Origin of the sequence: Caballeronia sp. ATUFL_F1_KS4A (genome assembly GCF_023630905.1) — a bacterium.
Classification (GTDB): domain Bacteria; phylum Pseudomonadota; class Gammaproteobacteria; order Burkholderiales; family Burkholderiaceae; genus Caballeronia; species Caballeronia zhejiangensis.
In genome coordinates, this window is the sequence record NZ_JALQEB010000023.1 from 13,569 (window position 1) to 38,836 (window position 25,268).

The window sequence follows — 25,268 nt, forward strand, 5'->3', positions numbered from 1 at the left end:
GTCAGATCGAGCAAAGGCGGCGCGCGCCTTCGATGAGCGTGTCGTCGTCCTTCGCGAACGAAAGACGGATCACGCGGTTGTCGGTGCCGTCGGTATAGAACGCCGACAGCGGAATCGTCGCGACGCGCGCCTCGCGAATCAGGCGCAGCACGAAATCGCTGTCGCCTTGATCGGAAATCGCGTCGTAACGCGCCAGCATGAAGAAACTGCCCGCACTCGGCAACAACTCGAAGCGCGATGCTTTCAGCGATTCCGCGAGCAGATCGCGCTTGTGCTGATAGAACGGCCCGAGATTCAGATAGCTCGATTCATCCGCGAGCGCTTCGGCGAAGGCCATTTGCATCGGCGTATCGGCGGAGAAGGTCATGAACTGATGAATCTTGCGGATTTCCGCCGTCAGCGCGGCGGGCGCGAGACAGTAGCCGACCCGCCAGCCCGTTACGTGATACGACTTGCCGAACGACGACACGATGACGCTGCGCTCGGCCAGCGCCGGATAACGCGCCATGCCGTGATGCAGCGCGCCGTCGAATACGACGTGCTCGTAGACTTCGTCCGACAGCACGATGATCTTCGTGTCGCGCGTGAGCGCCGCGAGCCGCTCGACGTCGGCGGATGTGAACGCGCTGCCCGTCGGGTTGTGCGGCGTGTTGACGAGGATCATGCGCGTCTTCGGCGTGATCGCGGCGGCGACCTCGTCCCAGTCGATGCGGAAATCCTGCGGCGAGAGCTTGATCGCGACGGGCTTCGCGCCCTGCAACTGCACGATCGGCGCGTAACTGTCGAACGATGGTTCGAAGTAAATCACTTCGTCGCCGGGATGCACGAGCGCGCTGATCGTCGCGTACAGGCCTTCGCTCGCGCTCGCGACGACGGTGACTTCCGTGCCCGGATCGTAGGTTGCGCCGTAGAGCTTCTGCGTTTTCACGGCGATGGCTTCGCGAAGCGCGAGCACGCCGGACATCGGCGAGTACTGGTTATGTCCTGCCCGCATGGCTCGCTCGACGCCTTCGATGAGCTTCGAATCGCACGCGAAGTTCGGCGCGCCTTGCGACAGGTTGAGCGCGTGATGCTCGTCGGCCAACTGGCCGATGACGGTAAAAATGGTCGTGCCGACGTTCGGCAGCTTCGACTCGGGAATGCAGGCGCTTTGCACGGCGGATGTCTCCGGAATTGCGGTTCGACGAAAATCTGCCGTCGATTCAACCGCAGCAATAAAGCGCGGACAATCGAAACTTTGTCATACTAGCCATGCTTGCAGATCATGGCTACATGTCAAAAACCCGATGAAACCCCTGCCTTCCCTCGACGTGCTCAAAACCTTTCTGGTGGTGGCGCAGAAACTGAATTTCACGCGCGCGGCCGAGGTGCTGAACGTGACGCAGGGCGCGGTCAGCCGTCAGATCGCCGGGCTGGAGGCGCATCTCGGTTATGCGCTTTTCACGCGGCAGGCGCGCGGGCTCGCGCTCACGCATCACGGCGCGTTGCTGGTCGCGCCGTTGCAGCAGGCGTTCGGACAGATCGACGATGCCCTCGCGAAAGGCGGCGCGCAATCCGGCATTCTGCGCGTGAAGTGCCCGACCTGCGCGATGCGCTGGGTGCTGCCGCGCGTGATCCGCCTGCAGAACGAGCGGCCGGAACTGGTCGTGGAAGTGACGGCGTCGGTGGCGCATGGCGTCGAATTCAGCGCGGAGCAGTTCGACGCAGCGATCGTCTTCGGCGCGGCGCCGTCGGGGAAGGGCGCGAGCGTGCATCATCTTTTCGATGAAGTGCTGACGCCGGTTTGCGCGCCTGAATTGTGGAAGCCTAAGAAGAACGCCTCGCCAACACCCGACGATCTCGCCGGGAAAACGCTGCTGCATCCCACGCGCGACCGCCGCGACTGGCTACTGTGGCTCGGCGCTTACGGTTACGCCGGCCTGCCGTCGACGAAAGCGCAGCATTTCGACACGCTCGATCTGGCGATTTCGTCGGCGATGCAGGGTTTGGGCGTGACGATCGGCGACCTCTCGCTGATCGAAGAAGACCTGCGCGCCAGGCGCGTCATCGCGCCGTTTTCGCTGTGCGTGCCGAGCGGCGCGGCGTACTACCTCGTGTATCCGGAGCGGCCCGCGCCGTCGCCCGCGTTGCAGCAGTTCGCGCAATGGCTTGCCGATGAGGCGGCGCACACGCGTGAAAATCTTCGTCGCAATCTTTGATCCGCTGCGGGTTATGGGTTAAGCACATTCTGCAGAACGTAGAACTATTCCTAAACGGCCGATGTTTGAGTTTCTTCGACTCATGGAAACTCCGTATTCAGAATAGGAATCTGCGAAAGAACTGCGAAGGATTCGGCCCACTACAATCCGCACACAAAAGATGACAGGCTGCGACAGCCGCCGCCTGCGAACAGACGGAGATGCCTGGGTGCGACTCAGATCCTTCGCTTCATACGGCCCGAGCGCGAGTGCCTATGCCCGGGCGTGAAATCAACGGACACCGGCAATCCGGCGAAGCCACGTCTGCCGACAATCTGAAACGTCCGCTGCGGCCGGCGTGCGCGCGGTTCGCGAGATGCGGACGGACGAGCCTGCGCATACGCCTGCTTCTTTGGCTGCTCGCGCCGCTTGCCCTTTTCGTGCTGATTACATCGATCGCTTCGTACGATTCCGCGTGCCGCACGGCGGACATGATGGAGGACGCGGCGCTCCTTGCCTCCGCACGGACCATCGGCGATGGCATCGAGTGGTCCGATCGCGAACTCACCGTCAAGATCGTGCCAGCGGCCCTCGAAATGTTCGAGTCGCCATATCGGGATCGCGTGTATTACAAGGTCGTCGCCGAACGCGGCCGATTGCTCGGCGGCAGGCCGGAGCTTCCGATGCCCGAGCGCGAAAGCTCACATCCCGTTTATTTCGACGCCGAGTTCGAGGGTACGAAGGTTCGCGCCATCTCTTATCCGCGTTTTCTGTTCGATGACGGCAAGGTGGTGGCGGTGCGGGTCATCGTCGCCAAGACGCGGGCTTCGCGGCATGCCATGCGCGATCAGCTATGGCGCCCGCAGTTGCTGCGCGCATGCGTGATGCTCGCGCTGGTCGCCGCGCTCGTTCCGCTCGGTCTCGCGGCCGCGCTCCGTCCGCTGATGCGCCTCAAGGACGACCTCGCCGGGCGCTCGCCGCTGGAAATCGATCCGATGCGCGCGCAAGCTTTGCCACGCGAACTCCGGCCGATCGTCGACGCCCTCAATCAATGCATCGCGCAAGTCAGGCATCACGCGCGGACACAGCGCGATTTCGTGTCCGATGCGGCGCATCAGCTCAGCACGCCGCTCACGCTTCTCGACACTCAGATCCAATACGCTTGCCTGAACTGCGGCGGCGAGCGCGCATGCGAGATCGCGCTCAAGAGCGCGGGCCGGAGCATGAAAAAGATGAAAGCCGTAACGAAGCAACTGCTGATGCTCGCGCAGGCAGAGTCCACGCCCGAACCCATACGAACGATGACGGACATGACGGATGTCGTCGAGTCCGTGCTCGAAGAACTGATCGTGCTGGCGCAGCGGCGTGATATCGACCTTGGCGCAGAAACCGAACCGGGCACGATGGTGGCGGGCAACGCGGCGCTGCTGTCCGCGCTCGTGTCGAACCTCGTCGACAACGCCATTCGCTACACGCAGCCGGGCGGGCGCGTCACCGTGATCGTCAGGCGTTCGCACGAGCAGGTTCTGTTGCAGGTGGTCGACAACGGTCCGGGGCTTTCCGCCGAGGCACGCGCGCATGTGTTCGAGCGCTTCTATCGCGCGTCTGCTTTTACCGATGGCACCGGGCTCGGGCTGCCGATCGTGCGGGAGATCGCGCTGCGCCACGGCGGCACCGTCACGCTCGGGGCGGGCTACGCGCGTGCAGGATTGTCCGTGTCGGTCAGGCTGCCCGCATGGTCCGGCGGGGACATCCGATGAAGCTGCTGCTCGTCGAAGACAACGCCGAGCTGGCGCACTGGATCGTGAGTCTGTTGAAGGCGGATTCTTTCATCGTCGATCATGTGCCGAACGCGGAATGCGCCACGTCGATCCTCAATCAATGCACCTACGATGTCGTGTTGCTGGACATGCGCCTGCCCGCGATGAGCGGCAAGGAACTGCTCGGACGGCTGCGGCGCCGCGGCGACACCGTGCCCGTACTGATGCTGACCGCGCACGGATCGATCGAGGACAAGGTGGAATGCTTCGCAGCGGGCGCGGACGATTTCGTCGTCAAGCCTTTCGATGCGCGCGAACTGGTGGCCCGCATCAAGGCTCTGGTGCGTCGTCAGAGCGCGCAGAAAGCCGTCGCGCTGATGTGCGGCGATCTCCGGTATGCATTCGCCACGCGCGAGTTCAGCTATCGGGGCGCGCCCATTTCGCTGCGACGTCGCGAGCACGCGATTCTCGAAGCGCTGATCCTGCGGCAGGACAAGACCGTGTCGAAGTCGATGCTGATGGAATGCATCTTCAGTCTCGACGATGTCGCCAGCGCCGATGCCATCGACATCTATATTCATCGCTTGCGCAAGCGGCTGGCCGAAACGAACGCGCGGATCATGACGTTGCGCGGTCTCGGCTATATCCTGCGCGCACGCGAAGAATGATCGATGTGTGCGCTCGGTGACAATACTTAGATATGCGTAGCACGCGCGATAGCGCCGTGAAAGATTCGAGCGGCTAGGATGCGTTTCATGTTCCGCGACAAGCACGAATGATGCGCTGACCGGAACAGTCGGACGTCATGTGCGCGTGAATCGCGTTTCACTTCTTGACATGGCGCGCCGGACCATTGCGACCACTATTGGGGGTGCATGAAGTTATGTCGATCAACATTCTGGTTGTTGCTTTCCTGCTCGCAGCGGCGGTCATGCTGTGCTGTTCGATCGTGGAGTACGTCGCGGTCTTGAGAATCATCCGGGACGACGCGCCCTTGCCGCAGACGCCGCGCGGACCGCTGGCGAAATCCGACCGGTTCTTCTGTCTCAGCGCGCTTCTGTGTTTCGTTTCGCTGGCTTGTCTTCTGCTTGTCGATTGAACGCCACGAGGAGTCGAGACGATGTCGAACACGAAAATACGAAGGCTCCCGAAACCGTCGCGAGACCGGAACGCCAGAATCTACTGGCTGCCGATGCCGCGCGTCGAGGCGGACAAAGTCATCCTTCAATGCCGGATCGCACTCGAATCGGTCAAGCGTGGCCGGGCGAGTCTGATCGAGGCGCAGTGCATCGCGCAGGCCGTGCTGCTGTCTGGACTCTTGACCGAGGCGGGCTTCGGCATTCTGGACCGCGCGACGCTCGATGAAGTGCAGGGCGACGTGCTCGCGTTGCTCGACCGCGGCCTGACGGTCGGCGACTGGCGCCTTCCCGCGACTGCGGTGCCGCGGCTCACTGCGGTGATCAACGAGCACGACCGGCAGATGAGAGAAGTGCGTCTTTCAGCGGTCATCGAATGCAACGAGCATCTCGAACGTTTCATCGCGACGTTGCCGCGCCCGAGCGATTCGCCCACGCATTGAAACGCTTCGCGCGGGCGGCCGCGCGAAGCGTTTCGATCACATGCCGTGCTTCGTCACGACCGATTCCCACTGCCCGTTCTTCACCTGATACAGCGTCGACGATGCGTTCTTCAACGCGCCGTTGTCGTCGAACGCGATCGGCCCCGTGATGCCGTCGAACTTGTTGGTCTTCAGCACCGGCCGGTACACGTTCGGATCGATGGAATTGGCTTTCTGCATCGCGTTGATCGCGGCCCACGCGGCGTCGTAGCCGAACGGCGCATACGACAGGATCGCGACGCCGAAGCGCTTCTGGAACTTCTCGCTGAATGCCTTGCCTTCGGGCAGCTTGTCGAGCGGGCTGCCGTATTCCCACGCCTGCGCGCCCTCGGCGGCGTCGCCGGCGAGCTTGAGGAAATCCGCGTCCATCACGCCGCCGCCGCCCACGAACTGCGCGTTCATGCCGAGCTGCTTCATCCGCTTGACGACCGCCGCCGCCTGCCGGTCGAGGCCGCCGAAGAAGATCAGATCCGCGTTGGTCGACTTGATGCGCGTCAGTTGCGCGCTGAAATCGACGGTCTGATTGTCGCTGTATTCGCGCGTAACGATCGTGCCGCCTTTCGCCTTCACCGCCTTCTCGAACTCGTCGGCCTCGCCCTGACCGAAGGCCGTGCGATCGTCGATGATCGCGATGCGCTTCGCCTTCGTCGTCGTCACCGCGTAGACGCCGGCGTTGCCCGCGTTCTGCGCGTCGCTGGAAATCACCGTGAACATGTTCGCGAGGCCGCGCGTCGTGATGGTCGGATTGGTCGCGGCGGGATCGATCGTCGGGATGCCGGCGTTGTTGTAGATCGGCGATGCGGGCAGCGTCGTGCCCGAATTGAAGTGTCCGACGACGACGACCACGCCATCGTCGACGAGCTTCTGCGCCGCCTGCACGCCGACGCGCGGATCGGCCTGATCGTCTTCCGCGCGGATCTCGAACTTGGCCGTCTTGCCACCGATCGTGATCTTTTTCGCGTTGGCTTCATCGAGCGCGAGCTGCACGCCGTTCTGGAGATCCTTCCCGTAACCCGCGTTCGCGCCGGTCAGCGGCGCGGCGAAACCCACTTTCACCGGAAGTTCGTCGGCGCTCGCGGCAAAAGGCACGGCGCCGAGCGTGGCCGCGGCGCACGCCACGAGCCATGCCAAAGGTCTGGTACGGAAGCGCATGGTTTTCCCTCTCCTTTTTGATCTGGCAAATCGAAATCGAATGGAACGCCCTGGCATCGGACAAGCGAAATGTAGGGAGCCAATTTCGGCGCGTCTTGGTGTTTAGTCGCGCGTCCGATGCGGATTTCGGCATAGGCCCGATACGCCGCGATCTCAACCCCATGGCGGCTTCGGGCGTTTCGCCGACGCGCCGCGCGCGACGATTCCCGACCATCCGCGAGACGCTGCTATCGGGCCGATTGAATCCCGCCGCTTGACAAAGTGCATATGCACAAATATTCTGCGTGGCATGACTTCCAACTCTTCTCCTCTCGACTGCAACTGTTTTGCGATCCGTCAGGCGGCGCGTTATGTGTCGCAAATGTACGAGCGGCATTTGAGCGTAGCGGGCATCACGGCGGCGCAGTTCACGATTCTCGCGGCGATCGGGCGCAAGCCCGGCGTGCAGATGCTCGAACTCGCCGATTCGATGGTGATGGACCGCACGACGCTCGTGCGTGCGCTCAAGCCCTTGCAGCGCGACGGTCTCGTCGAAGCGGCGCAGGAATCGGCGAGTTCGCGCGCCGTCGGCTTGCGTCTCACGGCAACCGGCAAGGAAACGCTCGTGAAGGCAGCGGCGCAATGGCGCGCGGCGCAGGCGGAATTCGAAACGAAGTTCGGCGAGAAACGCGCGAAGGCATTGCGCCAGTCGCTGTTCGAATTGACGACGATGGAGTGAGTTGATCAAGCGCTGGCTCGCCGCGTGCGAGCCTTTTATTCATCGGCATTAGTGCATATGCACAATCAAGCGGAGCAGATCATGCAGGTCAAAGGAAAAGTGGTACTCGTCACCGGCGCCAATCGCGGGCTCGGCAAGCAATTTGCGAAGTCGTTGATCGAAGCGGGCGCGGCGAAGGTTTATGCGGCCGCGCGCGATCCGAAGAGCGTCGACATTCCGGGCGTCGAAGCGATCCGCCTCGACGTGACGAACGCCGCCGACATCGCGGAAGCAGCGGCGACCTACACCGACGTCCAAGTGATCGTCAACAACGCGGGCGTGACGACGCGCGGCTTGCTCGTCGATCCGGCATCGACGCAAGGCATTCGCGATCTGCTCGAAATCAACACGTTCGGCCCCATCGCGCTCACGCAGGCATTCGCGCCCGTGCTGAAGAAGAACGGCGGCGGTGCGGTCATCAACGTTCTTTCGGTGCTGAGCTGGGTCTCGTTGCCGGCGGGCGGCGCGTATCACATCTCGAAGGCGGCGGCGTGGGCGGCCACGAACGCCCTGCGCGAGGAATTGCGCGAGCAGGGCACGCTCGTCGTGGCGGCGCATCCCGGTTACATCGATACCGACATGACCGCGCAAGTCACCGCGCCGAAATCGACGCCGGAACATGTCGTGCGCGAAGTGCTCGCGGCGGTGGAGAAGAATCAGGAAGAAGTGCTCGTCGATGACACCGGGCGCGCGGTCAAGCAATCGCTGTCGACCGACGCCCCTATCTACCTCACCGGCATTCCGCGCTGATCGGAGGCTCGCCATGTTTGCGCAGGACATCGTGTTGTGTCATCCGGTGCGTACGGCGATCGGCGCGTTCGGCGGCTCGCTGAAGGACACGCCGGCCGTCGATCTGGGCGCGGCCGTCATCGCGGAAACGTTGCGGCGCGCGGGTTCGGCGCTCGATCCGTCATCGGTGGATTCGGTCGTGTTCGGCAACGTCATTCAGGCGGGCAACCGCATGAATCCGGCGCGACAGGCGTCGGTCGGCGGCGGCGTGCCGGTTTCCGTGCCCGCGCTGACGGTCAATCGCGTGTGCGGCTCCGGCGCGCAGGCCGTGGCGACGGCGGCGACGGAAATCGCGGCGGGCGTCTCGCGGCTTGCCATCGCGGGCGGCATGGAGAACATGGACCGCGCGCCGTATCTGCTCGATGGCGGTCGTCGCGGTTATCGCATGGGCAACGCGCAGATCTACGACAGCCTGCTGCGCGACGGTCTCGTCGATGCGTTCTCGGGCGAGCATTCGGGCTGGCACACGGAAGATCTCGTGTCGAAGTTCGACATCACGCGCGAGGCGCAGGATCGCTGGGCCGAGCGCTCGCAGCAGTCGTTTGCGGCGGCGCAGAAGGACGGCGCGTTCGATGCGGAAATCGTCGGCGTCGATGTGAAGGCGGGCAAGGAAACCGTTGCGTTTGCGCGCGATGAGCAGCCGCGTCCCGACACGAATTTCGCGGCGCTGGCGAAATTGCGTCCGGCATTCCGTCCCAACGGCACGATTACGGCCGGCAATGCGCCGGGGCTGAACAGCGGCGCATCGGCGATGATCGTGACGAGCCGCAACGAAGCGGACGCGCGCGGCATCGAACCGTTCGTGCGCCTGGCGGCGTTCGGCGTCGCGGCGGTCGAGCCGGGGATGTTCGGGCTCGGTCCGGTGCCGGCCGTGCAGCAGGCGTTGCAGCGCGCGGGATGGACGCTCGGCGATGTCGAGCGCTTCGAGATCAACGAAGCGTTCGCGGCGGTGCCGATCGCGGTGGCGCGAACGCTCGGCGTGCCCGACGACATCGTCAACGTCGAAGGCGGCGCGATCGCGCACGGTCATCCGATCGGCGCGACGGGCGCCGTGCTGACGACGCGCCTCGCCCACGCGATGCGCCGCGACGGCGTGAAGCGCGCGATCGTGACGCTGTGCATCGGCGGCGGGCAGGGCATCGCGCTCGCGCTGGAAGCGATCGCGTAGGCGTTCGCGTCAGCGCTTCGCGTTCTTCTGCATGTCATCGAAACCCGCCGCGGCTTGCTGCACGTCCGGCGGGAAATCGTCCATCTCCATGACCTGCCGCACTTCGATCATCTCCGTATCCGATCCGGGGCAACGCTTCGCCCATTCGATCGCTTCCTCGCGCGACTTCACCTGGACCATCCAGTAGCCGCCGAGCACTTCCTTCGCTTCGGCGAACGGTCCGTCGATGACGCGCGGCTTGCCGCCTTCGAACGTGACGCGCGCGCCCATCGACGGCGGATGCAGTCCGTCGAGCGCGAGCAGCACGCCGGCCTTCTGCAATTCCTCGTTGTATTTCATCATCGCGGCGACGGCTTCGGCGCTCGGCATCGTGCCCGGTTCGGCGCTTTCGTAGCCGCGCGGAATCATCAGCATCATGAATCGCATGTGGATCGCTCCTTGAAGTTGGTGTATTTATCGAGCGTCTTCGGTACGCTCACACCTAACGACGAGCAACATGACACGAGATCGACATGCCCGCCCTTAAGCGTTTTTCCCTAGTCGATTGCTGTTGCCTTCGCGACCCGTAAGATCAAATAATGTAATCCATTACATCTCGATCGCGACGCGCGGCAAAGCGATGTCAGATACGGTTCGACCACGCGAAGAAGTATCGATTGCCGACGTCGCTGAACGCGCGGGCGTGTCGGTCGCGACCGTATCGCGCGTGCTCAACGGACACACGAACGTTCGCGAGACGACGCGCGAAAAAGTGCTCGAAGCGGTCGCGACGAGCGGCTATCGCATCAACGAGCTGGCGCGCAATCTGCGCACGGCCGAAAGCCGCCTGCTCCTCACGATGGTCCCCGACTTCGGCAATCCGTTCTATGCGGCGATCGTGCGCGGCATCGACAGCGTCGCGCGTCAGAACGGCTACTTCATGCTGCTGTGCGATACCGGCGCGGACCCGTTGCGCGAGCGAAGCTATTTCGATCTGCTGCGCGGCCGCCGCGCCGATGGCGCCATCTGTCTCGATCCCGCCGCCGTGCAAAAAGCGCTCGCCGAAGAAGCGTCGACGCTGCCGTGGGTCGCGTGCTGCGAGTTCGATCCGGCGGCGGGCGTGCCGTACGTCGGCATCGACAATCATCTCGCCGCGGGCGATGTCGTGCGTTATCTGACGGCGAAGGGGCATCGGCGCATTGCGCTCATCAACTCGGGTCAGGGTTATCTGTATGGACGACAGCGGCTCGCGGGCTATCGCGATGCGTTGATCGAAGCCGGCATCGAGCCGCGCGCGGAGTGGCTGATCGAACTCGACAGCCTCGATTACGACGCGGGCGAGCGCGCGGCCGCGCAACTCGCATCGTTGGGCGATGCGCGTCCGACGGCCGCCTTCGCCGTGTCGGACACGCTCGCCATCGGCGTGATGAACGGCTTTCGCGGCGCGGGCTTTTCAGTGCCCGACGATGTCGCTGTCGTCGGCTTCGACGATATCGCCGTTGCCGCGCATGTCGATCCGCCGCTCACGACCGTTTCGCAGCCGATGCAACTGCTCGGCGAAACCGCAGCCGACCTGCTGCTCAAGCGCCTGCGCGACCCGCGCGCGGATGTGCCGGGCGTGCTGCTGCCGCATCGGCTGATTCGAAGAAGGAGCGCGTGACGATGAGCCTCGCCGTGCGCTTTCAGGGCATCGAAAAGCAGTTCGGGCCGGTGCGCGTGCTGCACGGCGTCAGCTTCGATCTCGCGCCGGGCCGCATCTACGGATTGCTCGGCGAGAACGGCGCGGGCAAGTCCACGCTGATGAAGATTCTCGCGGGCTACGAGCGTGCGAACGCGGGCGAGCTTTTCGTCGATGAACGCGCGCGCGACTTCACGAGTTCGCGCGATGCCGAACATGCCGGCATCGTGCTGATCCATCAGGAATTGAATCTCGCGGATCATTTGAGCATCACGCAGAACATGTTCCTCGGGCACGAGCTGAAGAAAGGCTTCTTCCTCGATGAAGCCGCGATGCGCGACGATGCCCGCGCCGCGTTGAACGACGTCGGCCTGCACAAGAATCCCGATACGAAGGTGCGCGATCTGATCGTCGCGGAGAAGCAGCTCGTCGAGATCGCGAAGGCGATGTTGCGCAGCGCGCGCCTGCTCATCATGGACGAACCGACCGCGACGTTGACGCCATCGGAGACGCAGCGTCTCTTCGGCCTGATGGCGCGTCTGAAGGAAGCGGGCACGACCATCGTCTATATCTCGCACAAGCTCGACGAAGTGGAACGCGTGACCGACGAAGTGATCGTGATGCGCGATGGCCGCTTCGTCGCGCGCGCGCCGACCGACGAGCTGACGCGTCAGCAGATGGCCAATCTGATGGTCGGCCGCGAAGTCTCCGACATGTTCCCCGACAAGCCGCCGTTGTCCGACGACGCGCCGGTCGCGTTCGAAGTCGAAGGCGCATCGGTGCCGGGCTGGGCCGACGGCATCGGCTTTTCGGTGCGCAAGGGCGAAGTGTTCGGCTTCGCGGGACTCGTCGGCGCGGGGCGCACGGAGCTGTTCGAAGCGCTCGTCGGCCTGCGTCCGCTCTGTGCGGGGCGCGTCGTCATCGACGGAAAAACGGTCAAGCTCAAAGGCCCGCGCGAAGCGATGCAGCAAGGCCTCACTTATCTGAGCGAAGACAGAAAGGGGCGCGGCCTTCACGTCGACATGGCGCTGAAAGACAATCTCACGATGATGACGCTGGAGCGCTACGCGCATCCGCTCATCGATACGCGCGCGGAACGCGAAGCCCTGAACGCGGCGGTGAAGGACTTCGGCATACGCACCGGCAACGCGTCGATACGCGCGCGCATGCTGTCGGGCGGCAATCAGCAGAAGCTCGCGCTCGCGAAGTTCCTGAATCCCGATCCGCGCGTGATCGTGCTCGACGAACCCACGCGCGGCGTCGATGTCGGCGCGAAACGCGATATCTATTTCCTGATTCATCGGCTGGCCGCGGAAGGCCGCGCGGTGATCGTGATCTCGTCCGAACTGATCGAGCTGATCGGCTTGTGTCATCGCGTCGCGGTGATGCGCGCGGGCGAACTCGTCGCGACACTCGGCATGGATCTTTTGACCGAAGAGAGGTTGATCGCGCATGCGACCGGCACACACTGAAGACACCGAAAGCGAGAGCCGTCTCTCCACCGTCGCGCGCTTCATGTTCGGCGTCGGGCCGCTCATCGGGCTGATCGCGCTGTGTATCGGCGGCACCTTGCTCAACGGCGATTTCGCCACCGTCGACAACGCGATGAACGTGCTCACGCGCACGTCGTTCATTGGCATCATCGCGGTGGGGATGACCTTCGTCATCATCTCGGGCGGAATCGATCTGTCGGTCGGTTCGATGGCCGCGCTCATCGCGGGCAGCATGATCTACATGATGAACGCGCTGATGCAGGGCTTTCACGGCCACGCGGTGCCGCCGCTTCTGATCATCGCGCTCGGCATCGTGCTCGCGCTCGTGCTCGGCGCGCTGTTCGGCTTCGCGCATGGCGTGCTCGTGACGAAAGGGCGCATCGAGCCGTTCATCGTCACGCTCGGCACGCTCGGCATATTTCGCGCGCTGCTCACATGGCTCGCGGATGGCGGCGCGCTCACGCTCGACAACTCGCTCGTCGATCTTTACGGGCCGGTTTATTACGCGAGTCTGCTGCATGTTCCGGTGCCGATCTGGGTGTTCGCGATCGTGGCGGCGGGCGGTGCGCTCGTGCTCAATCGCACGGTGTACGGGCGTCATGTGCAGGCGATCGGATCGAACGAACAGGTCGCGCGTTATGCGGCGATTCGCGTGGATCGTGTGAAGATCGTCACGTATGTGCTGCTCGGTTTATGCGTGGCCGTCGCGACGATTCTGTATGTGCCGCGCTTAGGCTCCGCCACGCCGACGACGGGCCTCCTGTGGGAACTCGAAGCGATCGCGTCCGTCGTGGTCGGCGGCACGGCGCTGAAGGGCGGCGAAGGGCGCGTGATCGGCACGGTCATCGGCGCGATTCTGCTTTCGGTCATCAACAACATTTTGAATCTCACGAGCATCATCAGCGTGTATCTGAATGCGGCGGTGCAGGGCGCCGTCATCATCCTCGTAGCATTCTTGCAGCGCGGTCGTCGTTGATAGTCATAAAACAGGAGACATCGTCATGAAGAAAATGCTTCGCGCGCTCGGCGCGCTCACGTTGACGGCGAGCGCGTTCGCCGCTGCATCGTCGTCCGCATTCGCCGCCGACAAGGTCGTGCTGGGCGTCGCCATTCCGACCGCCGATCACGGCTTCACGGGCGGCATCGTGTGGTGGGCCAACGAAGCGAAGAAGGAACTGGAAAAGGCGCATCCCGACCTGAAGGTGATCGTGAAGACGGCGAGCACCGCGCCCGAGCAGGCGAACCAGTTGCAGGATTTGGTCACGGTCAACAAGATCAATGCGCTCGTGATCTTCCCGCAGGAATCGGCGTCGCTCACGCAACCGGTCGCGCAGGTCAAGAAGAAAGGCGTGTATGTGACGGTGGTCGATCGCGGCCTGACCGACACGAGCGCGCAGGACGCGTACGTCGCCGGCGACAACACCGCTTTCGGCAAGATTCCCGCCGAGTTTCTCGCGAAGCAGTTGAACGGCAAGGGCGATATCGTCGCGCTGCGCGGCATTCCGACGACACTCGACAACGAGCGCTGGAACGCCTTCGAAGGCGTGCTGAAGCAATATCCCGACATCAAGATTCTCGATGCGAAATACGCCAACTGGAATCGCGACGATGCGTTCAAGGTAATGCAGGACTATCTCACGCGCTTCAAGCATATCGACGCGGTGTGGGCCGCGGATGACGACATGATGGTCGGCGTGCTGAAGGCGATCGATCAGGCGAAGCGCACGGACATCAAGATCGTGTTCGGCGGCGCGGGATCGAAGGAAGCGGTGAAGCGCATCATGGACGGCGATGCGCGCGTGCCGGCCGATGTCTCGTATTCGCCGAAGTTCATCTACGACGCGATCAAGCTGACCGCCGACGCGCGCCTGAAGGGCGACAAGCTGCCGCCGACGACGATCATCCCGTCGGTGCTCATCACGAAGGACAACGCCAAGCAGTTCTATTTCCCGAACTCGCCGTTCTGATGCGCGAAGGCCGTTCATCCGGCCTTCTTTTTGTGGAGGCGAAAGATGAAAACCATCAAAGGCCCGGCGATATTTCTCGCACAGTTCATGGGCGATCAGGCGCCGTTCGATACGCTCGCGAATCTCGCGTCGTGGGCGGCGTCGCTCGGTTACAAGGGCATACAGGTGCCTGCCGATCCGCGTCTGATCGATCTGGAGAAGGCCGCATCGAGCGATGCGTATTGCGATGAGATTCGCCGCACCGTCGACGATGCGGGCGTCGCGATCACCGAGTTGTCGACGCATCTGCAAGGGCAACTGGTCGCCGTGCATCCCGCATACGACACGCTGTTCGATGGCTTCGCCGCGCCGCATGTGCGGGGCGATCCGGCCGCGCGGACCGAATGGGCGATCGCGCAAATGAAGCTCGCGGCGGCGGCGTCGAAGCGTCTCGGCTTGAACGCGCACGTGACGTTTTCGGGCGCGCTCGCGTGGCCGTATGTGTATCCGTGGCCGCAGCGTCCGGCGGGTCTCGTCGAAGCCGCGTTCGAAGAGCTTGCGAACCGCTGGCGTCCGATTCTCGACGAGTTCGATCGCGCGGGCATCGACGTGTGTTACGAGCTTCATCCTGGCGAAGACCTGCATGACGGCGTGACGTTCGAGCGTTTTCTCGCGGCGGTGGACGATCATCCGCGCGCGAACATCCTGTTCGATCCGAGCCACTTCATGTTGCAGCAGCTCGACTACCTTGCGTTCATCGACATCTATCACGCGCGCATCAAGGCGTTTCACGTAAAGGACGCCGAGTTCCGGCCGAGCGGGAAACAGGGCGTGTACGGCGGCTATTCCGGATGGGTCGATCGCGCCGGCCGCTTCCGTTCGCTGGGCGATGGCCAGATCGACTTCAAGGCGATCTTCTCGAAGATGGCGCAATACGATTTCGGCGGCTGGGCCGTGCTCGAATGGGAATGCGCGCTGAAGCATCCGGAAGACGGCGCGCGCGAAGGCGCGGTGTTCATCCGCGATCACATCATCCGCGTGGCCGAGCGCGCCTTCGATGACTTCGCGGGCAGCGGCGCGAGCCGCGAGCAGATGCGCGGCGTGCTCGGCATCGATTCCGGAGACAAGCGATGAATCGCGTGCGGTTGGGGATGGTCGGCGGCGGCGAGGGCGCGTTCATCGGCGCGGTGCATCGCATTGCGGCGCGGCTCGACGATCGCTATGAACTCGTCGCGGGCGCGTTGTCGTCGGATGCGCGGCGCGCGGCATCGAGCGCCGCGGCGATCGGGCTCGCGCGCAGCTACGACGATTTTCGCGAGATGGCGCGCATCGAGGCTGGACGCTCGGACGGCATCGAGGCGGTCGCGATCGTCACGCCGAATCATCTGCATGCGCCGATCGCGACCGCTTTTCTCGAAGCGGGTATTCACGTGATTTGCGACAAGCCGCTCGCCGTTTCGCTCGATGAAGGCGAGGCGCTGGCGAAGCTCGCGCGCGAGAAGGATCGCGTGTTCGCGGTGACTTATACCTACACGGGTTATCCGCTCGTGCGGCATGCGCGCGGAATGGTACAGCGCGGCTTGCTCGGCGACATTCGCGTGGTGCAGGTCGAGTATGCGCAGGACTGGCTGTCTCTTCCTGTCGAGACGCAGGCGAACCGGCAGGCCGTATGGCGCACCGATCCCGCGCTCGCTGGACCGGCGGGATGTCTCGGCGATATCGGCACGCACGCGTATCAGCTTGCGGAATACGTGACGGGGATGCGGCCATCCGAGCTTGCCGCCGATGTGACGACGTTCGTGCCGAATCGTCGTGTCGACGATCATGTGCAGGCGATGTTGCGCTACGAGAACGGCGCGCGTGGCATGTTGTGGGCGAGTCAGGTCGCGGCCGGCGAGGAGAACGCGTTGCGATTGCGCGTGTATGGGACGAAGGCGGGCATTGCGTTCGATCAGCAGAAGCCGAACGAATTGTGGTTCACGCCGATAGGCGGCGCGTCGGAGCGCATCACGCGCGGGCGCGTGCAGAGTCCTGAAGCGCTGCACGCGACGCGCGTGCCGGCGGGACATCCGGAAGGGTATCTGGAAGCGTTCGCGCAGGTTTATACGGATGCGGCGGCGTGTATCGCGAGCGGGACGACGCAGGGGGATGACTGGCTGACGACCGTCGAGGATGGGGTCGCGGGGTTGCGGTTCGTGGAGGCGGTGTTGAGGAGTGGGGGGCGGAATGGCGAGTGGGTGGGGCTGAAGAATTAGTCGAATACCCACTTTCTTCGCCTTCAGCCGAAATGCGCGCCAAACGCTCGATTGCGAATCGAAGGTTTCGCAGCTTGGCTGCAAGAAAAAACGCGGCTTCCAAAGGAAGCCGCGTCTCATGCTCTCGATCTGTTCAGTCAGATCCTCACGCCCAATTCGCGTGAAAACTCCCTTCCTTATCCGTGCGTTCGAACGTATGCGCGCCGAAGAAATCGCGCTGCGCCTGCACCAGGTTCGCGGGCAACCTCTCCGACCGATACGCATCGAAATAAGCAATCGCCGACGAGAACGCAGGCACCGGAATCCCCGCCTTCACGGCCGCCACGACGACATCGCGCAGCGCTTCCTGATACTTCGCCGCGATATCGCTGAAATACGGATCGAGCAACAGATTCGCGAGGTCGGGCTTCGCAGCATAAGCATCGGTGATCTTCTGCAAAAAGCGCGCGCGGATGATGCAGCCCGCCCGGAAAATCTTCGCGATCTCGCCGTAATGCAGATCCCACTTGTACTCTTCCGACGCCGCGCGCAACTGCGCAAAACCTTGCGCATACGAGACGATCTTCGACAGATACAACGCACGCCGCACCGACTCGACGAACGCCGCGCGATCGCCGTCGAACTTCGGCGTCGGGCCTGCCAGCACCTTGCTCGCCGCCACACGCTGCGTCTTCAGCGACGACAGCACGCGCGCAAACACCGCTTCCGTAATCAAAGGCAGCGGCGCGCCGAGGTCCAGCGCGTTCTGGCTCGTCCACTTGCCCGTGCCCTTTTGCGCGGCGCGGTCGAGAATCACATCGACGAGATCCTTGCCGGTTTCCTCGTCCTTCTTCGAGAAAATCTTCGACGTGATTTCGATCAGGTAACTGTCCAGTTCGCCCTGATTCCACTCCACATACACCTTGCCCAGCTCTTCGTTCGACAGACCCGCGACGCGCTTGAGCACGTCATAGCTCTCGGCGATCAACTGCATGTCGCCGTATTCGATGCCGTTGTGCACCATCTTCACGAAATGGCCCGCGCCGTCCGGGCCCATGTACGCGACGCACGGCTCGCCGTCCGGCGCCTTCGCGGCGATTTCCGTGAGGATCGGCGCGACGAGTTCGTACGCTTCCTTCTGTCCGCCCGGCATGATCGACGGGCCTTTGAGCGCGCCTTCCTCGCCGCCCGACACGCCCGTGCCGATGAAATGCAGCCCCGACTTCGCGAGATCCTGATTGCGGCGGATCGTGTCGGTGAAATGCGTGTTGCCGCCGTCGATGAGAATGTCGCCCTTTTCCAGCAGCGGACGCAGCGAAGCGATGGTCTCGTCGGTGCCGGCGCCGGCCTTCACCATCATCAGAATGCGGCGCGGCTTTTCGAGCGACTCGACGAACTCTTCGAGCGTGTAGGTCGGCACGAGCTTCTTGTCGGGATGTTCGGCAATCAGTTCGTCGGTTTTGGCGCGGCTGCGGTTGAATACCGAAACGGCGTGGCCGCGGCTCTCGATGTTCAAGGCCAGGTTGCGGCCCATGACGGCGAGGCCTACCACGCCGATAGCTTGCTTGCTCATTGCTTGATCTCCGAATGACCGAAGCGTCGCGCGGCTCGTGGCGCGCGGCTTCGGGATGAAAACGTGTCGATGGGGCGGCGACCGCGCGAGAGAGATCGTCTCCGGTTCCGACCGGCGGCGCGATGGGCCGCGCCGATGTCCGATCGTTTTGCGCGAGCGCAGACCGCCCGAATTTACCACTTTGAGACGCATCCGGCAGGGGCCGCGCCGTCCGATCGAGCGCCAAAAGCATCGCCGTCATAGAATGGACGCCCGCAACGAGCACGCCGCGAAGGCCATCCGAAACATGCCGCCCGCCCGGCGCGCGCGCAGCCATCATTACTCCGTCTACGTCGTCGAACTGTCCGGAACGGTCTGGAACGAAGCGCGTTTCCGTCGCGCGAATCCGGATTACGTGATCGGCATGCCGTTCGTCTACGTGGGCATGACGGGCATCGATCCCGACGTGCGCTTCGACAAGCACAAAGCCTGCATCCAGTCGAATCGCTACGTCCGCGAATACGGGCTGCGGCTCCTGCCGCAACTGTATGAGATGTACAACCCGATGCCCTACGACGGCGCGCGCGACATGGAAGTGGAACTGGCGATCGGCTTGCGCGAAGCGGGCTATGGCGTCTGGCAGGCGTGAACGATTCATACAGCGAAAAGGAGCGAGACATGCGGATTCTGGTAGTGGGCGCGGGGGCCATCGGCGGATATTTCGGTGCACGGCTGCTCGAAGCGGGCCGCGACGTGACCTTTCTCGTGCGCGAGCGCCGCGCCGAGCGGCTGCGTCAGTGCGGCCTGAAAGTGAAGAGCCCGGAAGGCGATCTCGCGTTCGCCTGTCCGCCGATGGTGCTCGCGAAAGACATCGACGGCCCTTACGATCTCGTGCTCCTGAGCTGCAAGGCCTACGACCTGCAAGGCGCGATCGATTCCTTCGCGCCCGCCGTCGGTCCCGATACCGCGATCCTGCCGCTCCTGAACGGCATGGGCCATCTCGACGCGCTCGACGCGCGCTTCGATCCCGCGAACGTGCTCGGCGGCCAATGCGTGATCGCCGCGACGCTCGACGCCGAAGGCGAGATCGTGCATCTGAACAACATGCATTCGATGACTATCGGCGAGCGCACGGGCGGCCGCTCGGCGCGCATCGACGCAATCGCCGCGCAACTCGACGGCGCAGGCTTCGATTTAAACGTGAGCGAAGACATCCTTCAGTCGATGTGGGACAAGTGGGTGTTCCTCGCCACGCTCGCGACCGGCACCTGCCTGATGCGCGCGCCCATCGGCGATATTCTCGCGGCGCCGGGCGGCGAGGCGCTGCTGTTCCAGCTCTTCGACGAATGCTGCGGCATCGCCGGCGACAACGCGCACGCACCGGGCGAGGCGGTCGTCACGCGCGCGCGGGCGTTTTTCTCGGAGCGCGGCTCGCCGATGACCGCATCGATGCTGCGCGATCTCGAGAACGGCGCGCCGATCGAGGCGGATCACATCGTCGGCGATCTGCTGTCGCGGCGGCGCACGCAAATCGCCGGGCTGTCGGCGCTGGCGGTCGCATACGCGCATCTGAAAGCCTACGAAGCGCGCCGGGCACGCGCGTGAGCGTCATGTCCCGCGACGGCCACGCGCCACGGCCGACGGTCGCCGAAATCTTCATCGGCTTTCTGACGCTCGGGCTGACGGCGTTCGGCGGCGCGCTGCCGCTCGCGCGGCGCGAGATCGTCGAGCGCCGCAAATGGCTCGACGCCGACGCGTTCACCGATCTCCTCGGCCTCTGTCAGTTCCTGCCGGGCGGCAACGTGATCAATCTGTCGGTGGCAATCGGCATGCGCTTTCGCGGCGTGCCGGGCGCGCTCGCGGGCTTGCTGGGGCTGCTTGTCGGACCGTCGCTCATCGTGATCGGGCTCGGCGTGATCTATCAGCGCACGCATCAGGACCCGCGCATCGCGCATCTGTTCGCGGGACTCGCGGCGGCCGCGGCGGGCCTGCTCATCGCGATGGCGGCGAAGATCATGTGGCCGTTGCGCCGGAAGCCGGAAGCGGCGATCGTCGCGCTTCTGATGTTCGCGTCGATAGCGATCCTGCGCACGCCGCTCCTGCCGACGATGCTCGTCTTCACGCCGATTTCGGTGCTGATCGCGTGGAAAGTCCGCCGATGAAAAACGATCTGCTTTCGCTCGCGGCGATCTTCAGTCAGCTCTCGCTGCTCGCGTTCGGCGGCGGCAATTCGATCCTGCCGGAAATGCAGCGTCAGGTCGTGCAGGTTCACGAATGGATGTCGAAGGCCGATTTCTCCGCGCTCTTCGCGCTCGCGCAGGCCGCGCCGGGCCCGAACATGATGGTCGTCACGCTGATCGGCTGGCATGTCGCCGGCTGGCCCGGCGTGCTGGTGACGTCGATCGCGAAGTTCGGGCCGTCGTCGCTCGTGACGATCGCCGCGATGCACGCGTGGGAGCGCTTCAAGGATCGCCCGTGGCGGCGCTTCATCCAGCTCGGGCTCGTGCCGATCACGGCCGGGCTCGTCGCGGCGAGCGCGTTGCTGATCGCCGAGGCATCCGATGGAACCTGGACGCTCGCGGCCATCACGGCGCTCGTCGCGCTCGTCTCGTACCGGACGAAGCTGCATCCGCTGTGGCTGCTCGCGGGCGGCGCGCTCATCGGGCTGACGGGTTTCGGCCAGTAAGATCGGGCAAGTTTTCTGCTGGCTTCATCGACAACAAAAGACAAGGAAGCACGCCATGAGCATGAACATCGAATACGCGAAGACCGCACCGGATCGCACGGAAATCGACGCGCTCACCGGCCCGACGGTCGTCGAGTTCGGCACCGACTGGTGCGGTTTCTGCCGTGCCGCGCAACCGTTGATCGCGCAGGCATTTCAGGATCATCGCGCGGTGCAGCACATCAAGATCGAGGATGGCAGCGGCCGCCCGCTCGGACGTTCGTTTCGCGTAAAGCTCTGGCCGACGCTCGTCTTCATGCTCGGCGGCAAGGAAGTCGCGCGCCTCGTGCGCCCCGGCGACGTCTCCGAAATTCGTGACGCGCTCGCGCTCATCGACGAGCCGCTCGCGCAGTAAGCCACGACCGAGGGTTATTCCTCGGTCCACTTCCATCGTAAAAATTTGTATGATGACCCGATGACCTGACGAGGCGCATCGAGTCGCATGTTCGAGAAAATTCCGCCGCGCGCGTTGAGCGACACCGTCGCGCAACAATTGCAAAAGCTGATCGAGAAGGGCAGTTTCGCCGCGACCGGCAAGCTGCCGACCGAAGCGGTGCTCGCGCAGGAATTCGGCGTGAGCCGCACGGTCATTCGCGAAGCCATCTCGCGGCTGAAGAACGAAGGCATGGTCGAGCCGCGTCAGGGCAGCGGCGTATTCATCGTCGAGCGCGCGGGGATTCGGCCGTTGCGCATCGATTATGCGCAGGCGGTCGAGCCCGGCGCGGTCGTGCAGATTCTCGCGCTGCGCCGGGCGATCGAGGCCGAAGTGGCATCCGAAGCCGCGCAGCGGCGTACCGACGAACAACTCGCCGCCATCGATGACGCGCTCGCATCCATCGATGAAGCCGTGCGCGATGGCCGCGACGGCGTCGCCGAGGACGTCGCGTTCCATCGGGAAATCGCCAACGCGACCGGCAATCCGTACTTCCTGAAAACCCTCACGTTTCTGAACCAGTACCTGGAAGCGGGCACGCTCGTTACGCGCGGCAACGAGGCGCTGCGCGAGGACTTCATGCGTCAGGTGCGCGAGGAGCACGCGGCGATCGTCGAGGCGATCCGCGCGCGCGAGCCCGACGCCGCGCGCCACGCCGCGCAGACGCATCTCATCAACGCCGCGCGCCGACTGGCGGAAGCGGGCATCTGTTAAGGAATCTGCGATGACACGAAACGTCGGAGTGATCGGTTTGGGCGCAATGGGCATGGGCGTCGCGCGCTCGTTGCTGCGGGCGGGCTTCGCCGTGCATGCGTGCGACGTGCGCCAGCCGGTGCTCGATGCGTTCGCGGCCGAAGGCGGCATCGCGTGCGCGTCGCCGGCCGAGTTGGGCGGCAAGTGCGAGGTCGTGCTGACGGTCGTCGTCAATGCGGCGCAGACCGAAGCCGTGCTGTTCGGCGAAACCGGCGCGGTCGAAGCGATGAAACCCGGCGGCGTCGTGCTCGCGTGCGCGACGGTATCGCCGCAATTCGCCGCCGATCTCGGCAAGCGCATCGGCGAGAAGGGCGTGCACATGCTCGACGCGCCCTTGTCCGGCGGCGCGGCGAAAGCCAGCTCCGGCGAAATGACGATGATGACCTCCGGCCCCGCCGACGCCTACGCCGCCTGCGAGGACGTACTCGACGCGATCGCGGGCAAGGTCTATCGGCTCGGCGACGCCCACGGCGCGGGCTCGAAGGTGAAGATCATCAATCAGTTGCTGGCGGGCGTGCATATCGCGGCGGCGGCCGAAGCGATGGCGCTCGGTCTGCGCGAAGGCGTCGATCCGGATGCGCTTTACGACGTCATCACCCACAGCGCGGGCAATTCGTGGATGTTCGAGAATCGCGTGCCGCACATTCTTTCGGGCGATTACACACCGCTTTCCGCCGTCGATATTTTCGTGAAGGACTTGGGCCTCGTGCTCGACACGGCGCGCACGTCGAAATTTCCGTTGCCGCTGTCGGCGGCGGCGCATCAGATGTTCATGATGGCGTCCACGGCCGGACACGGCGGCGAGGACGATTCCGCGGTCATCAAGATTTTTCCGGGCATCGACATTCCGAAGGGAGCGAAGCAATGACGCAAGCGGCGCAGGCACTGCTCGGCTGTATCGCCGACGATTTCACCGGCGCGACCGATCTCGCCAACATGCTCGTGCGCGGCGGCATGCGCACGGTGCAGACCATCGGCGTGCCGGAAGCGAGCGCGCGGATCGAGGCGGACGCGATCGTCGTCGCGCTGAAGTCGCGCACGATTCCCGCCGACGACGCCATGCGCCAGTCGCTCGATGCGCTCGAATGGCTGCGTGCGCAGGGCTGCCGCCAGTTCTTCTTCAAGTATTGCTCGACGTTCGATTCGACCGACAAGGGCAACATCGGCCCGGTCGCGGACGCGTTGCTCGACGCGCTGAAGGACGATTTCACGATTGCGTGCCCGGCGTTTCCCGAGAATGGCCGCACGATTTTTCGCGGCAACCTGTTCGTCGGCGATGTGTTGCTGAACGAATCGGGCATGGAGAATCATCCGCTCACGCCGATGACCGACCCGAACCTCGTGCGCGTCTTGCAGCGTCAGACGAAATCGAAGGTCGGGCTCATTCGTTACGACACGATTGCGAAGGGGGCGGACGCGATCCGCGCGCGCATCGATGAATTGAAGAAGGATGGCGTGCGCCTCGCGATCGCGGATGCCGTTTCGGACGCGGACTTGTACGTGCTCGGCGACGCATGCCGCGATCTGAAGCTGATTACGGGCGGCTCGGGCATCGCGCTTGGATTGCCGCAGAATTTCCGCGCGGCGAATCTGCTGGCGCACGCGGAGCACGCCGCCGATTTGCCGACGATCGAGGGCAAAGCGGTGGTGCTGGCGGGGAGTGCATCGAAGGCGACGAACGCGCAGGTTGCGCACTGGCGCGAATCGAAGCCGGCGTTTCGCGTCGATCCGATGGCGTTGTCGCGCGGCGAGCCGGTCGTGCAGAGCGCGGTCGAATTCGCGCGCCAGCATGACGAGCCGGTGCTGATTTACGCGACGTCATCGCCGGAAGAAGTGAAGGCGGTGCAGAAGGAACTGGGCGTCGAGAAGGCGGGGCATCTGGTGGAAGACGCGCTTGCGTCGATAGCGCGGACATTGCGCGATGACGGCTGCGCCAAATTCGTCGTGGCGGGCGGCGAAACGTCGGGCGCGGTGGTGCAGGCGCTAGACGTGCGTTCGTTGCGCATCGGGCCGCAGATCGATCCGGGCGTGCCGGCGACGCAATCGATCGGCGCGGATGGAAGCGGGGCGCTGGGCCTGGCGCTCAAGTCCGGCAATTTCGGCACGACCGATTTCTTTGAAAAGGCGTTGAAGGCACTGTGATGGCATCGAACGAGAACGCTATTCGCGAAGAGATCTGCGTGACGGGCAGAAGCCTGTACGAGCGCCGATATACGGTGGGCAGCGCGGGCAACATCAGCGCGCGGCTCGACGATGGCTGGCTGATCACGCCGACGGATGCGTGCCTGGGCCGCCTCGATCCGAACGATATTGCGAAGGTGGATGCGCGAGGCAATCACGTATCGGGCGGACGTCCGTCGAAGACGTTGGCGCTGCATCGCCGGATCTACGAAAACGATGCGAACGCGCGCGGCGTGGTGCATACGCATTCGACGCATCTGGTGGCGCTGACGTTGGCGGGCGTGTGGAAGAACGACGATGTATTGCCGCCGATCACGCCGTACTACGTGATGAAGGTGGGCCATGTTCCGCTGATAGCGTACCGCCGACCGGGCGACGAGTCGGTGGCGGAGGAAGTGGCGGCGTTGGCGTCGCGGGTGAGGGCGGTGTTGCTGGAGCGGTTGGGGCCGGTGGTGTGGGAGAAGTCTGTGTCGCACGCGAGCTATGCGTTGGAGGAGTTGGAGGAGACGGCGCGGCTGTATCTATCGACGATGCCGCGCCCGGAGCCGTTGGCGGAAGAAGCGATAGAGGAATTGAAGAAGACGTTCGGCGCGCGCTGGTAACACAGAGCCGACTGACCGATCGGCCGCGAAGCGGGCTGGAGCCATTTCGTGCTGAACCAGCGCGCGAAACGGACTAGCTGGTCGGACCGTGCGCGAGCCAGGCCCGATGGGGCCTATGAGGGGCACTCTTTAGGCGAGTGCCACGGTGGACGAGAGTACTACCCAAATTGCGTGTGACCGCGGGCCTGAAAAGCTGCTTTCTTTGCTTACTTTCTTTGCAGCAGCAAAGAAAGTAAGTGCCGCCCCGCACAGGGGCAACGCCAATAGACCG

General features: G+C 64.0%; 28 protein-coding genes. 24 read left to right on the plus strand and 4 right to left on the minus strand.

The features are described 5' to 3' along the window. Position 1: 1 nt before the first annotated feature. Positions 2-1,156, minus strand: a complete 1,155-nt coding sequence (locus NCS03_RS14310; RefSeq protein WP_008354122.1) for a methionine aminotransferase — start codon at positions 1,154-1,156, stop codon at positions 2-4. A 130-nt stretch (positions 1,157-1,286) separates the two neighbouring features. Here NCS03_RS14310 and NCS03_RS14315 point away from each other — a divergent pair, with 130 nt between their 5' ends. From NCS03_RS14315 to NCS03_RS14335, 5 genes are all read left to right on the plus strand, one after another. Further along, complete coding sequence (locus tag NCS03_RS14315; protein ID WP_034473137.1) at positions 1,287-2,198, plus strand: LysR substrate-binding domain-containing protein; 912 nt, start codon at positions 1,287-1,289, stop codon at positions 2,196-2,198. A gap of 254 nt (positions 2,199-2,452) precedes the next feature. Then, positions 2,453-3,937, plus strand: coding sequence for a sensor histidine kinase (locus NCS03_RS14320; RefSeq protein WP_250529303.1), 1,485 nt, complete (start codon positions 2,453-2,455; stop codon positions 3,935-3,937). Further along, entirely contained in the window at positions 3,934-4,605 is a 672-nt protein-coding gene (locus NCS03_RS14325) for a response regulator (protein ID WP_250459178.1), read from the plus strand. The genes NCS03_RS14320 and NCS03_RS14325 overlap by 4 nt, the downstream gene beginning before the upstream one ends. Before the next feature lie 215 nt (positions 4,606-4,820). Further along, positions 4,821-5,036, plus strand: a complete 216-nt coding sequence (locus NCS03_RS14330; protein ID WP_008354118.1) for a hypothetical protein — start codon at positions 4,821-4,823, stop codon at positions 5,034-5,036. Between the two features lie 21 nt (positions 5,037-5,057). Beyond that, positions 5,058-5,516, plus strand: coding sequence for a hypothetical protein (locus NCS03_RS14335; RefSeq protein WP_051079078.1), 459 nt, complete (start codon positions 5,058-5,060; stop codon positions 5,514-5,516). Positions 5,517-5,552: 36 nt separating this feature from the next. Here NCS03_RS14335 and NCS03_RS14340 read toward each other — a convergent pair whose 3' ends face one another. After that, the gene (locus NCS03_RS14340) at positions 5,553-6,707 is read right to left on the minus strand and encodes a branched-chain amino acid ABC transporter substrate-binding protein (protein ID WP_008354116.1); all 1,155 of its coding nucleotides are present in this window, start codon (positions 6,705-6,707) and stop codon (positions 5,553-5,555) included. Here NCS03_RS14340 and NCS03_RS14345 point away from each other — a divergent pair. From NCS03_RS14345 to NCS03_RS14360, 4 genes are all read left to right on the plus strand, one after another. Then, a complete protein-coding gene (locus NCS03_RS14345) occupies positions 6,680-6,964 on the plus strand; it encodes a hypothetical protein (RefSeq protein WP_175982935.1) in 285 nt (94 codons plus the stop codon). The two genes, NCS03_RS14340 and NCS03_RS14345, sit on opposite strands and share 28 nt — an antisense overlap. A gap of 32 nt (positions 6,965-6,996) precedes the next feature. Further along, on the plus strand, positions 6,997-7,425 hold the full coding sequence (locus NCS03_RS14350; protein WP_033536665.1) for a MarR family winged helix-turn-helix transcriptional regulator: 429 nt from the start codon (positions 6,997-6,999) through the stop codon (positions 7,423-7,425). A gap of 81 nt (positions 7,426-7,506) precedes the next feature. Beyond that, positions 7,507-8,214, plus strand: coding sequence for an SDR family oxidoreductase (locus NCS03_RS14355; protein ID WP_033536683.1), 708 nt, complete (start codon positions 7,507-7,509; stop codon positions 8,212-8,214). A gap of 13 nt (positions 8,215-8,227) precedes the next feature. Beyond that, positions 8,228-9,421 carry a thiolase family protein gene (locus NCS03_RS14360; RefSeq protein WP_175982936.1) on the plus strand — a complete coding sequence of 398 codons (1,194 nt, stop codon included), beginning with the start codon at positions 8,228-8,230 and terminating at the stop codon, positions 9,419-9,421. Positions 9,422-9,430: 9 nt separating this feature from the next. On the opposite strand, the gene NCS03_RS14365 is transcribed toward NCS03_RS14360, so the two are convergent. After that, the gene (locus NCS03_RS14365; RefSeq protein ID WP_008354111.1) at positions 9,431-9,847 is read right to left on the minus strand and encodes a YciI family protein; all 417 of its coding nucleotides are present in this window, start codon (positions 9,845-9,847) and stop codon (positions 9,431-9,433) included. 193 nt (positions 9,848-10,040) lie between these two features. Here NCS03_RS14365 and NCS03_RS14370 point away from each other — a divergent pair, with 193 nt between their 5' ends. The 6 genes from NCS03_RS14370 to NCS03_RS14395 are packed head-to-tail and all read left to right on the plus strand — an operon-like array spanning position 10,041 to position 16,772. Next, a complete protein-coding gene (locus NCS03_RS14370) occupies positions 10,041-11,060 on the plus strand; it encodes a LacI family DNA-binding transcriptional regulator (RefSeq protein WP_175982938.1) in 1,020 nt (339 codons plus the stop codon). 2 nt (positions 11,061-11,062) lie between these two features. Continuing rightward, complete coding sequence (locus tag NCS03_RS14375; protein WP_250436332.1) at positions 11,063-12,550, plus strand: sugar ABC transporter ATP-binding protein; 1,488 nt, start codon at positions 11,063-11,065, stop codon at positions 12,548-12,550. After that, positions 12,531-13,547 carry an ABC transporter permease gene (locus NCS03_RS14380; protein ID WP_008354108.1) on the plus strand — a complete coding sequence of 339 codons (1,017 nt, stop codon included), beginning with the start codon at positions 12,531-12,533 and terminating at the stop codon, positions 13,545-13,547. Before NCS03_RS14375 ends, NCS03_RS14380 begins: the two co-directional genes overlap by 20 nt. Positions 13,548-13,572: 25 nt before the next feature. Continuing rightward, complete coding sequence (locus tag NCS03_RS14385) at positions 13,573-14,538, plus strand: substrate-binding domain-containing protein (protein ID WP_175982940.1); 966 nt, start codon at positions 13,573-13,575, stop codon at positions 14,536-14,538. A 45-nt stretch (positions 14,539-14,583) separates the two neighbouring features. Further along, positions 14,584-15,651 carry a sugar phosphate isomerase/epimerase family protein gene (locus NCS03_RS14390; RefSeq protein ID WP_008354106.1) on the plus strand — a complete coding sequence of 356 codons (1,068 nt, stop codon included), beginning with the start codon at positions 14,584-14,586 and terminating at the stop codon, positions 15,649-15,651. Beyond that, positions 15,648-16,772 carry a Gfo/Idh/MocA family protein gene (locus NCS03_RS14395; protein WP_008354104.1) on the plus strand — a complete coding sequence of 375 codons (1,125 nt, stop codon included), beginning with the start codon at positions 15,648-15,650 and terminating at the stop codon, positions 16,770-16,772. The genes NCS03_RS14390 and NCS03_RS14395 overlap by 4 nt, the downstream gene beginning before the upstream one ends. Before the next feature lie 145 nt (positions 16,773-16,917). Here NCS03_RS14395 and gnd read toward each other — a convergent pair whose 3' ends face one another. Next, a complete protein-coding gene (gnd, locus tag NCS03_RS14400) occupies positions 16,918-18,324 on the minus strand; it encodes an NADP-dependent phosphogluconate dehydrogenase (RefSeq protein ID WP_008354103.1) in 1,407 nt (468 codons plus the stop codon). Between the two features lie 286 nt (positions 18,325-18,610). On the opposite strand from gnd, the gene NCS03_RS14405 reads away from it, so the two are divergent. From NCS03_RS14405 to otnC, 9 genes are all read left to right on the plus strand, one after another. After that, positions 18,611-18,952 (plus strand): hypothetical protein, encoded by a 342-nt coding sequence (locus tag NCS03_RS14405; RefSeq protein ID WP_250529317.1) that lies wholly within the window; start codon positions 18,611-18,613, stop codon positions 18,950-18,952. A 29-nt stretch (positions 18,953-18,981) separates the two neighbouring features. Beyond that, on the plus strand, positions 18,982-19,908 hold the full coding sequence (panE, locus tag NCS03_RS14410; protein ID WP_008354101.1) for a 2-dehydropantoate 2-reductase: 927 nt from the start codon (positions 18,982-18,984) through the stop codon (positions 19,906-19,908). Between the two features lie 5 nt (positions 19,909-19,913). Next, positions 19,914-20,465 (plus strand): chromate transporter, encoded by a 552-nt coding sequence (locus tag NCS03_RS14415; protein WP_250436372.1) that lies wholly within the window; start codon positions 19,914-19,916, stop codon positions 20,463-20,465. Beyond that, a complete protein-coding gene (locus NCS03_RS14420; protein ID WP_175982943.1) occupies positions 20,462-20,989 on the plus strand; it encodes a chromate transporter in 528 nt (175 codons plus the stop codon). Before NCS03_RS14415 ends, NCS03_RS14420 begins: the two co-directional genes overlap by 4 nt. Before the next feature lie 55 nt (positions 20,990-21,044). Further along, a complete protein-coding gene (locus NCS03_RS14425; RefSeq protein ID WP_008354098.1) occupies positions 21,045-21,383 on the plus strand; it encodes a thioredoxin family protein in 339 nt (112 codons plus the stop codon). 87 nt (positions 21,384-21,470) lie between these two features. Beyond that, positions 21,471-22,175 (plus strand): FadR/GntR family transcriptional regulator, encoded by a 705-nt coding sequence (locus tag NCS03_RS14430; protein WP_008354096.1) that lies wholly within the window; start codon positions 21,471-21,473, stop codon positions 22,173-22,175. 10 nt (positions 22,176-22,185) lie between these two features. Next, positions 22,186-23,082, plus strand: a complete 897-nt coding sequence (gene ltnD / locus NCS03_RS14435; RefSeq protein WP_250521485.1) for an L-threonate dehydrogenase — start codon at positions 22,186-22,188, stop codon at positions 23,080-23,082. Next, positions 23,079-24,356: a 3-oxo-tetronate kinase gene (gene otnK, locus NCS03_RS14440; RefSeq protein ID WP_250529304.1), complete on the plus strand. Its 1,278-nt coding sequence runs from the start codon at positions 23,079-23,081 to the stop codon at positions 24,354-24,356. Before ltnD ends, otnK begins: the two co-directional genes overlap by 4 nt. Beyond that, positions 24,356-24,997, plus strand: a complete 642-nt coding sequence (gene otnC, locus NCS03_RS14445; protein WP_175982946.1) for a 3-oxo-tetronate 4-phosphate decarboxylase — start codon at positions 24,356-24,358, stop codon at positions 24,995-24,997. Before otnK ends, otnC begins: the two co-directional genes overlap by 1 nt. Positions 24,998-25,268: the final 271 nt, after the last annotated feature.

Bases quoted from the DNA above. Each gene is read 5' to 3' on its own strand.
- NCS03_RS14315 (WP_034473137.1), top strand. From the start codon at position 1,287: ATGAAACCCCTGCCTTCCCTCGACGTGCTCAAAACCTTTCTGGTGGTG.
- NCS03_RS14320 (WP_250529303.1), top strand. From the start codon at position 2,453: ATGCCCGGGCGTGAAATCAACGGACACCGGCAATCCGGCGAAGCCACG.
- NCS03_RS14325 (WP_250459178.1), top strand. From the start codon at position 3,934: ATGAAGCTGCTGCTCGTCGAAGACAACGCCGAGCTGGCGCACTGGATC.
- NCS03_RS14330 (WP_008354118.1), top strand. From the start codon at position 4,821: ATGTCGATCAACATTCTGGTTGTTGCTTTCCTGCTCGCAGCGGCGGTC.
- NCS03_RS14335 (WP_051079078.1), top strand. From the start codon at position 5,058: ATGTCGAACACGAAAATACGAAGGCTCCCGAAACCGTCGCGAGACCGG.
- NCS03_RS14345 (WP_175982935.1), top strand. From the start codon at position 6,680: ATGCCAAAGGTCTGGTACGGAAGCGCATGGTTTTCCCTCTCCTTTTTG.
- NCS03_RS14340 (WP_008354116.1), bottom strand. From the start codon at position 6,707: ATGCGCTTCCGTACCAGACCTTTGGCATGGCTCGTGGCGTGCGCCGCG.
- NCS03_RS14350 (WP_033536665.1), top strand. From the start codon at position 6,997: ATGACTTCCAACTCTTCTCCTCTCGACTGCAACTGTTTTGCGATCCGT.
- NCS03_RS14355 (WP_033536683.1), top strand. From the start codon at position 7,507: ATGCAGGTCAAAGGAAAAGTGGTACTCGTCACCGGCGCCAATCGCGGG.
- NCS03_RS14360 (WP_175982936.1), top strand. From the start codon at position 8,228: ATGTTTGCGCAGGACATCGTGTTGTGTCATCCGGTGCGTACGGCGATC.
- NCS03_RS14365 (WP_008354111.1), bottom strand. From the start codon at position 9,847: ATGCGATTCATGATGCTGATGATTCCGCGCGGCTACGAAAGCGCCGAA.
- NCS03_RS14370 (WP_175982938.1), top strand. From the start codon at position 10,041: ATGTCAGATACGGTTCGACCACGCGAAGAAGTATCGATTGCCGACGTC.
- NCS03_RS14375 (WP_250436332.1), top strand. From the start codon at position 11,063: ATGAGCCTCGCCGTGCGCTTTCAGGGCATCGAAAAGCAGTTCGGGCCG.
- NCS03_RS14380 (WP_008354108.1), top strand. From the start codon at position 12,531: ATGCGACCGGCACACACTGAAGACACCGAAAGCGAGAGCCGTCTCTCC.
- NCS03_RS14385 (WP_175982940.1), top strand. From the start codon at position 13,573: ATGAAGAAAATGCTTCGCGCGCTCGGCGCGCTCACGTTGACGGCGAGC.
- NCS03_RS14390 (WP_008354106.1), top strand. From the start codon at position 14,584: ATGAAAACCATCAAAGGCCCGGCGATATTTCTCGCACAGTTCATGGGC.
- NCS03_RS14395 (WP_008354104.1), top strand. From the start codon at position 15,648: ATGAATCGCGTGCGGTTGGGGATGGTCGGCGGCGGCGAGGGCGCGTTC.
- gnd (WP_008354103.1), bottom strand. From the start codon at position 18,324: ATGAGCAAGCAAGCTATCGGCGTGGTAGGCCTCGCCGTCATGGGCCGC.
- NCS03_RS14405 (WP_250529317.1), top strand. From the start codon at position 18,611: ATGCCGCCCGCCCGGCGCGCGCGCAGCCATCATTACTCCGTCTACGTC.
- panE (WP_008354101.1), top strand. From the start codon at position 18,982: ATGCGGATTCTGGTAGTGGGCGCGGGGGCCATCGGCGGATATTTCGGT.
- NCS03_RS14415 (WP_250436372.1), top strand. From the start codon at position 19,914: ATGTCCCGCGACGGCCACGCGCCACGGCCGACGGTCGCCGAAATCTTC.
- NCS03_RS14420 (WP_175982943.1), top strand. From the start codon at position 20,462: ATGAAAAACGATCTGCTTTCGCTCGCGGCGATCTTCAGTCAGCTCTCG.
- NCS03_RS14425 (WP_008354098.1), top strand. From the start codon at position 21,045: ATGAGCATGAACATCGAATACGCGAAGACCGCACCGGATCGCACGGAA.
- NCS03_RS14430 (WP_008354096.1), top strand. From the start codon at position 21,471: ATGTTCGAGAAAATTCCGCCGCGCGCGTTGAGCGACACCGTCGCGCAA.
- ltnD (WP_250521485.1), top strand. From the start codon at position 22,186: ATGACACGAAACGTCGGAGTGATCGGTTTGGGCGCAATGGGCATGGGC.
- otnK (WP_250529304.1), top strand. From the start codon at position 23,079: ATGACGCAAGCGGCGCAGGCACTGCTCGGCTGTATCGCCGACGATTTC.
- otnC (WP_175982946.1), top strand. From the start codon at position 24,356: ATGGCATCGAACGAGAACGCTATTCGCGAAGAGATCTGCGTGACGGGC.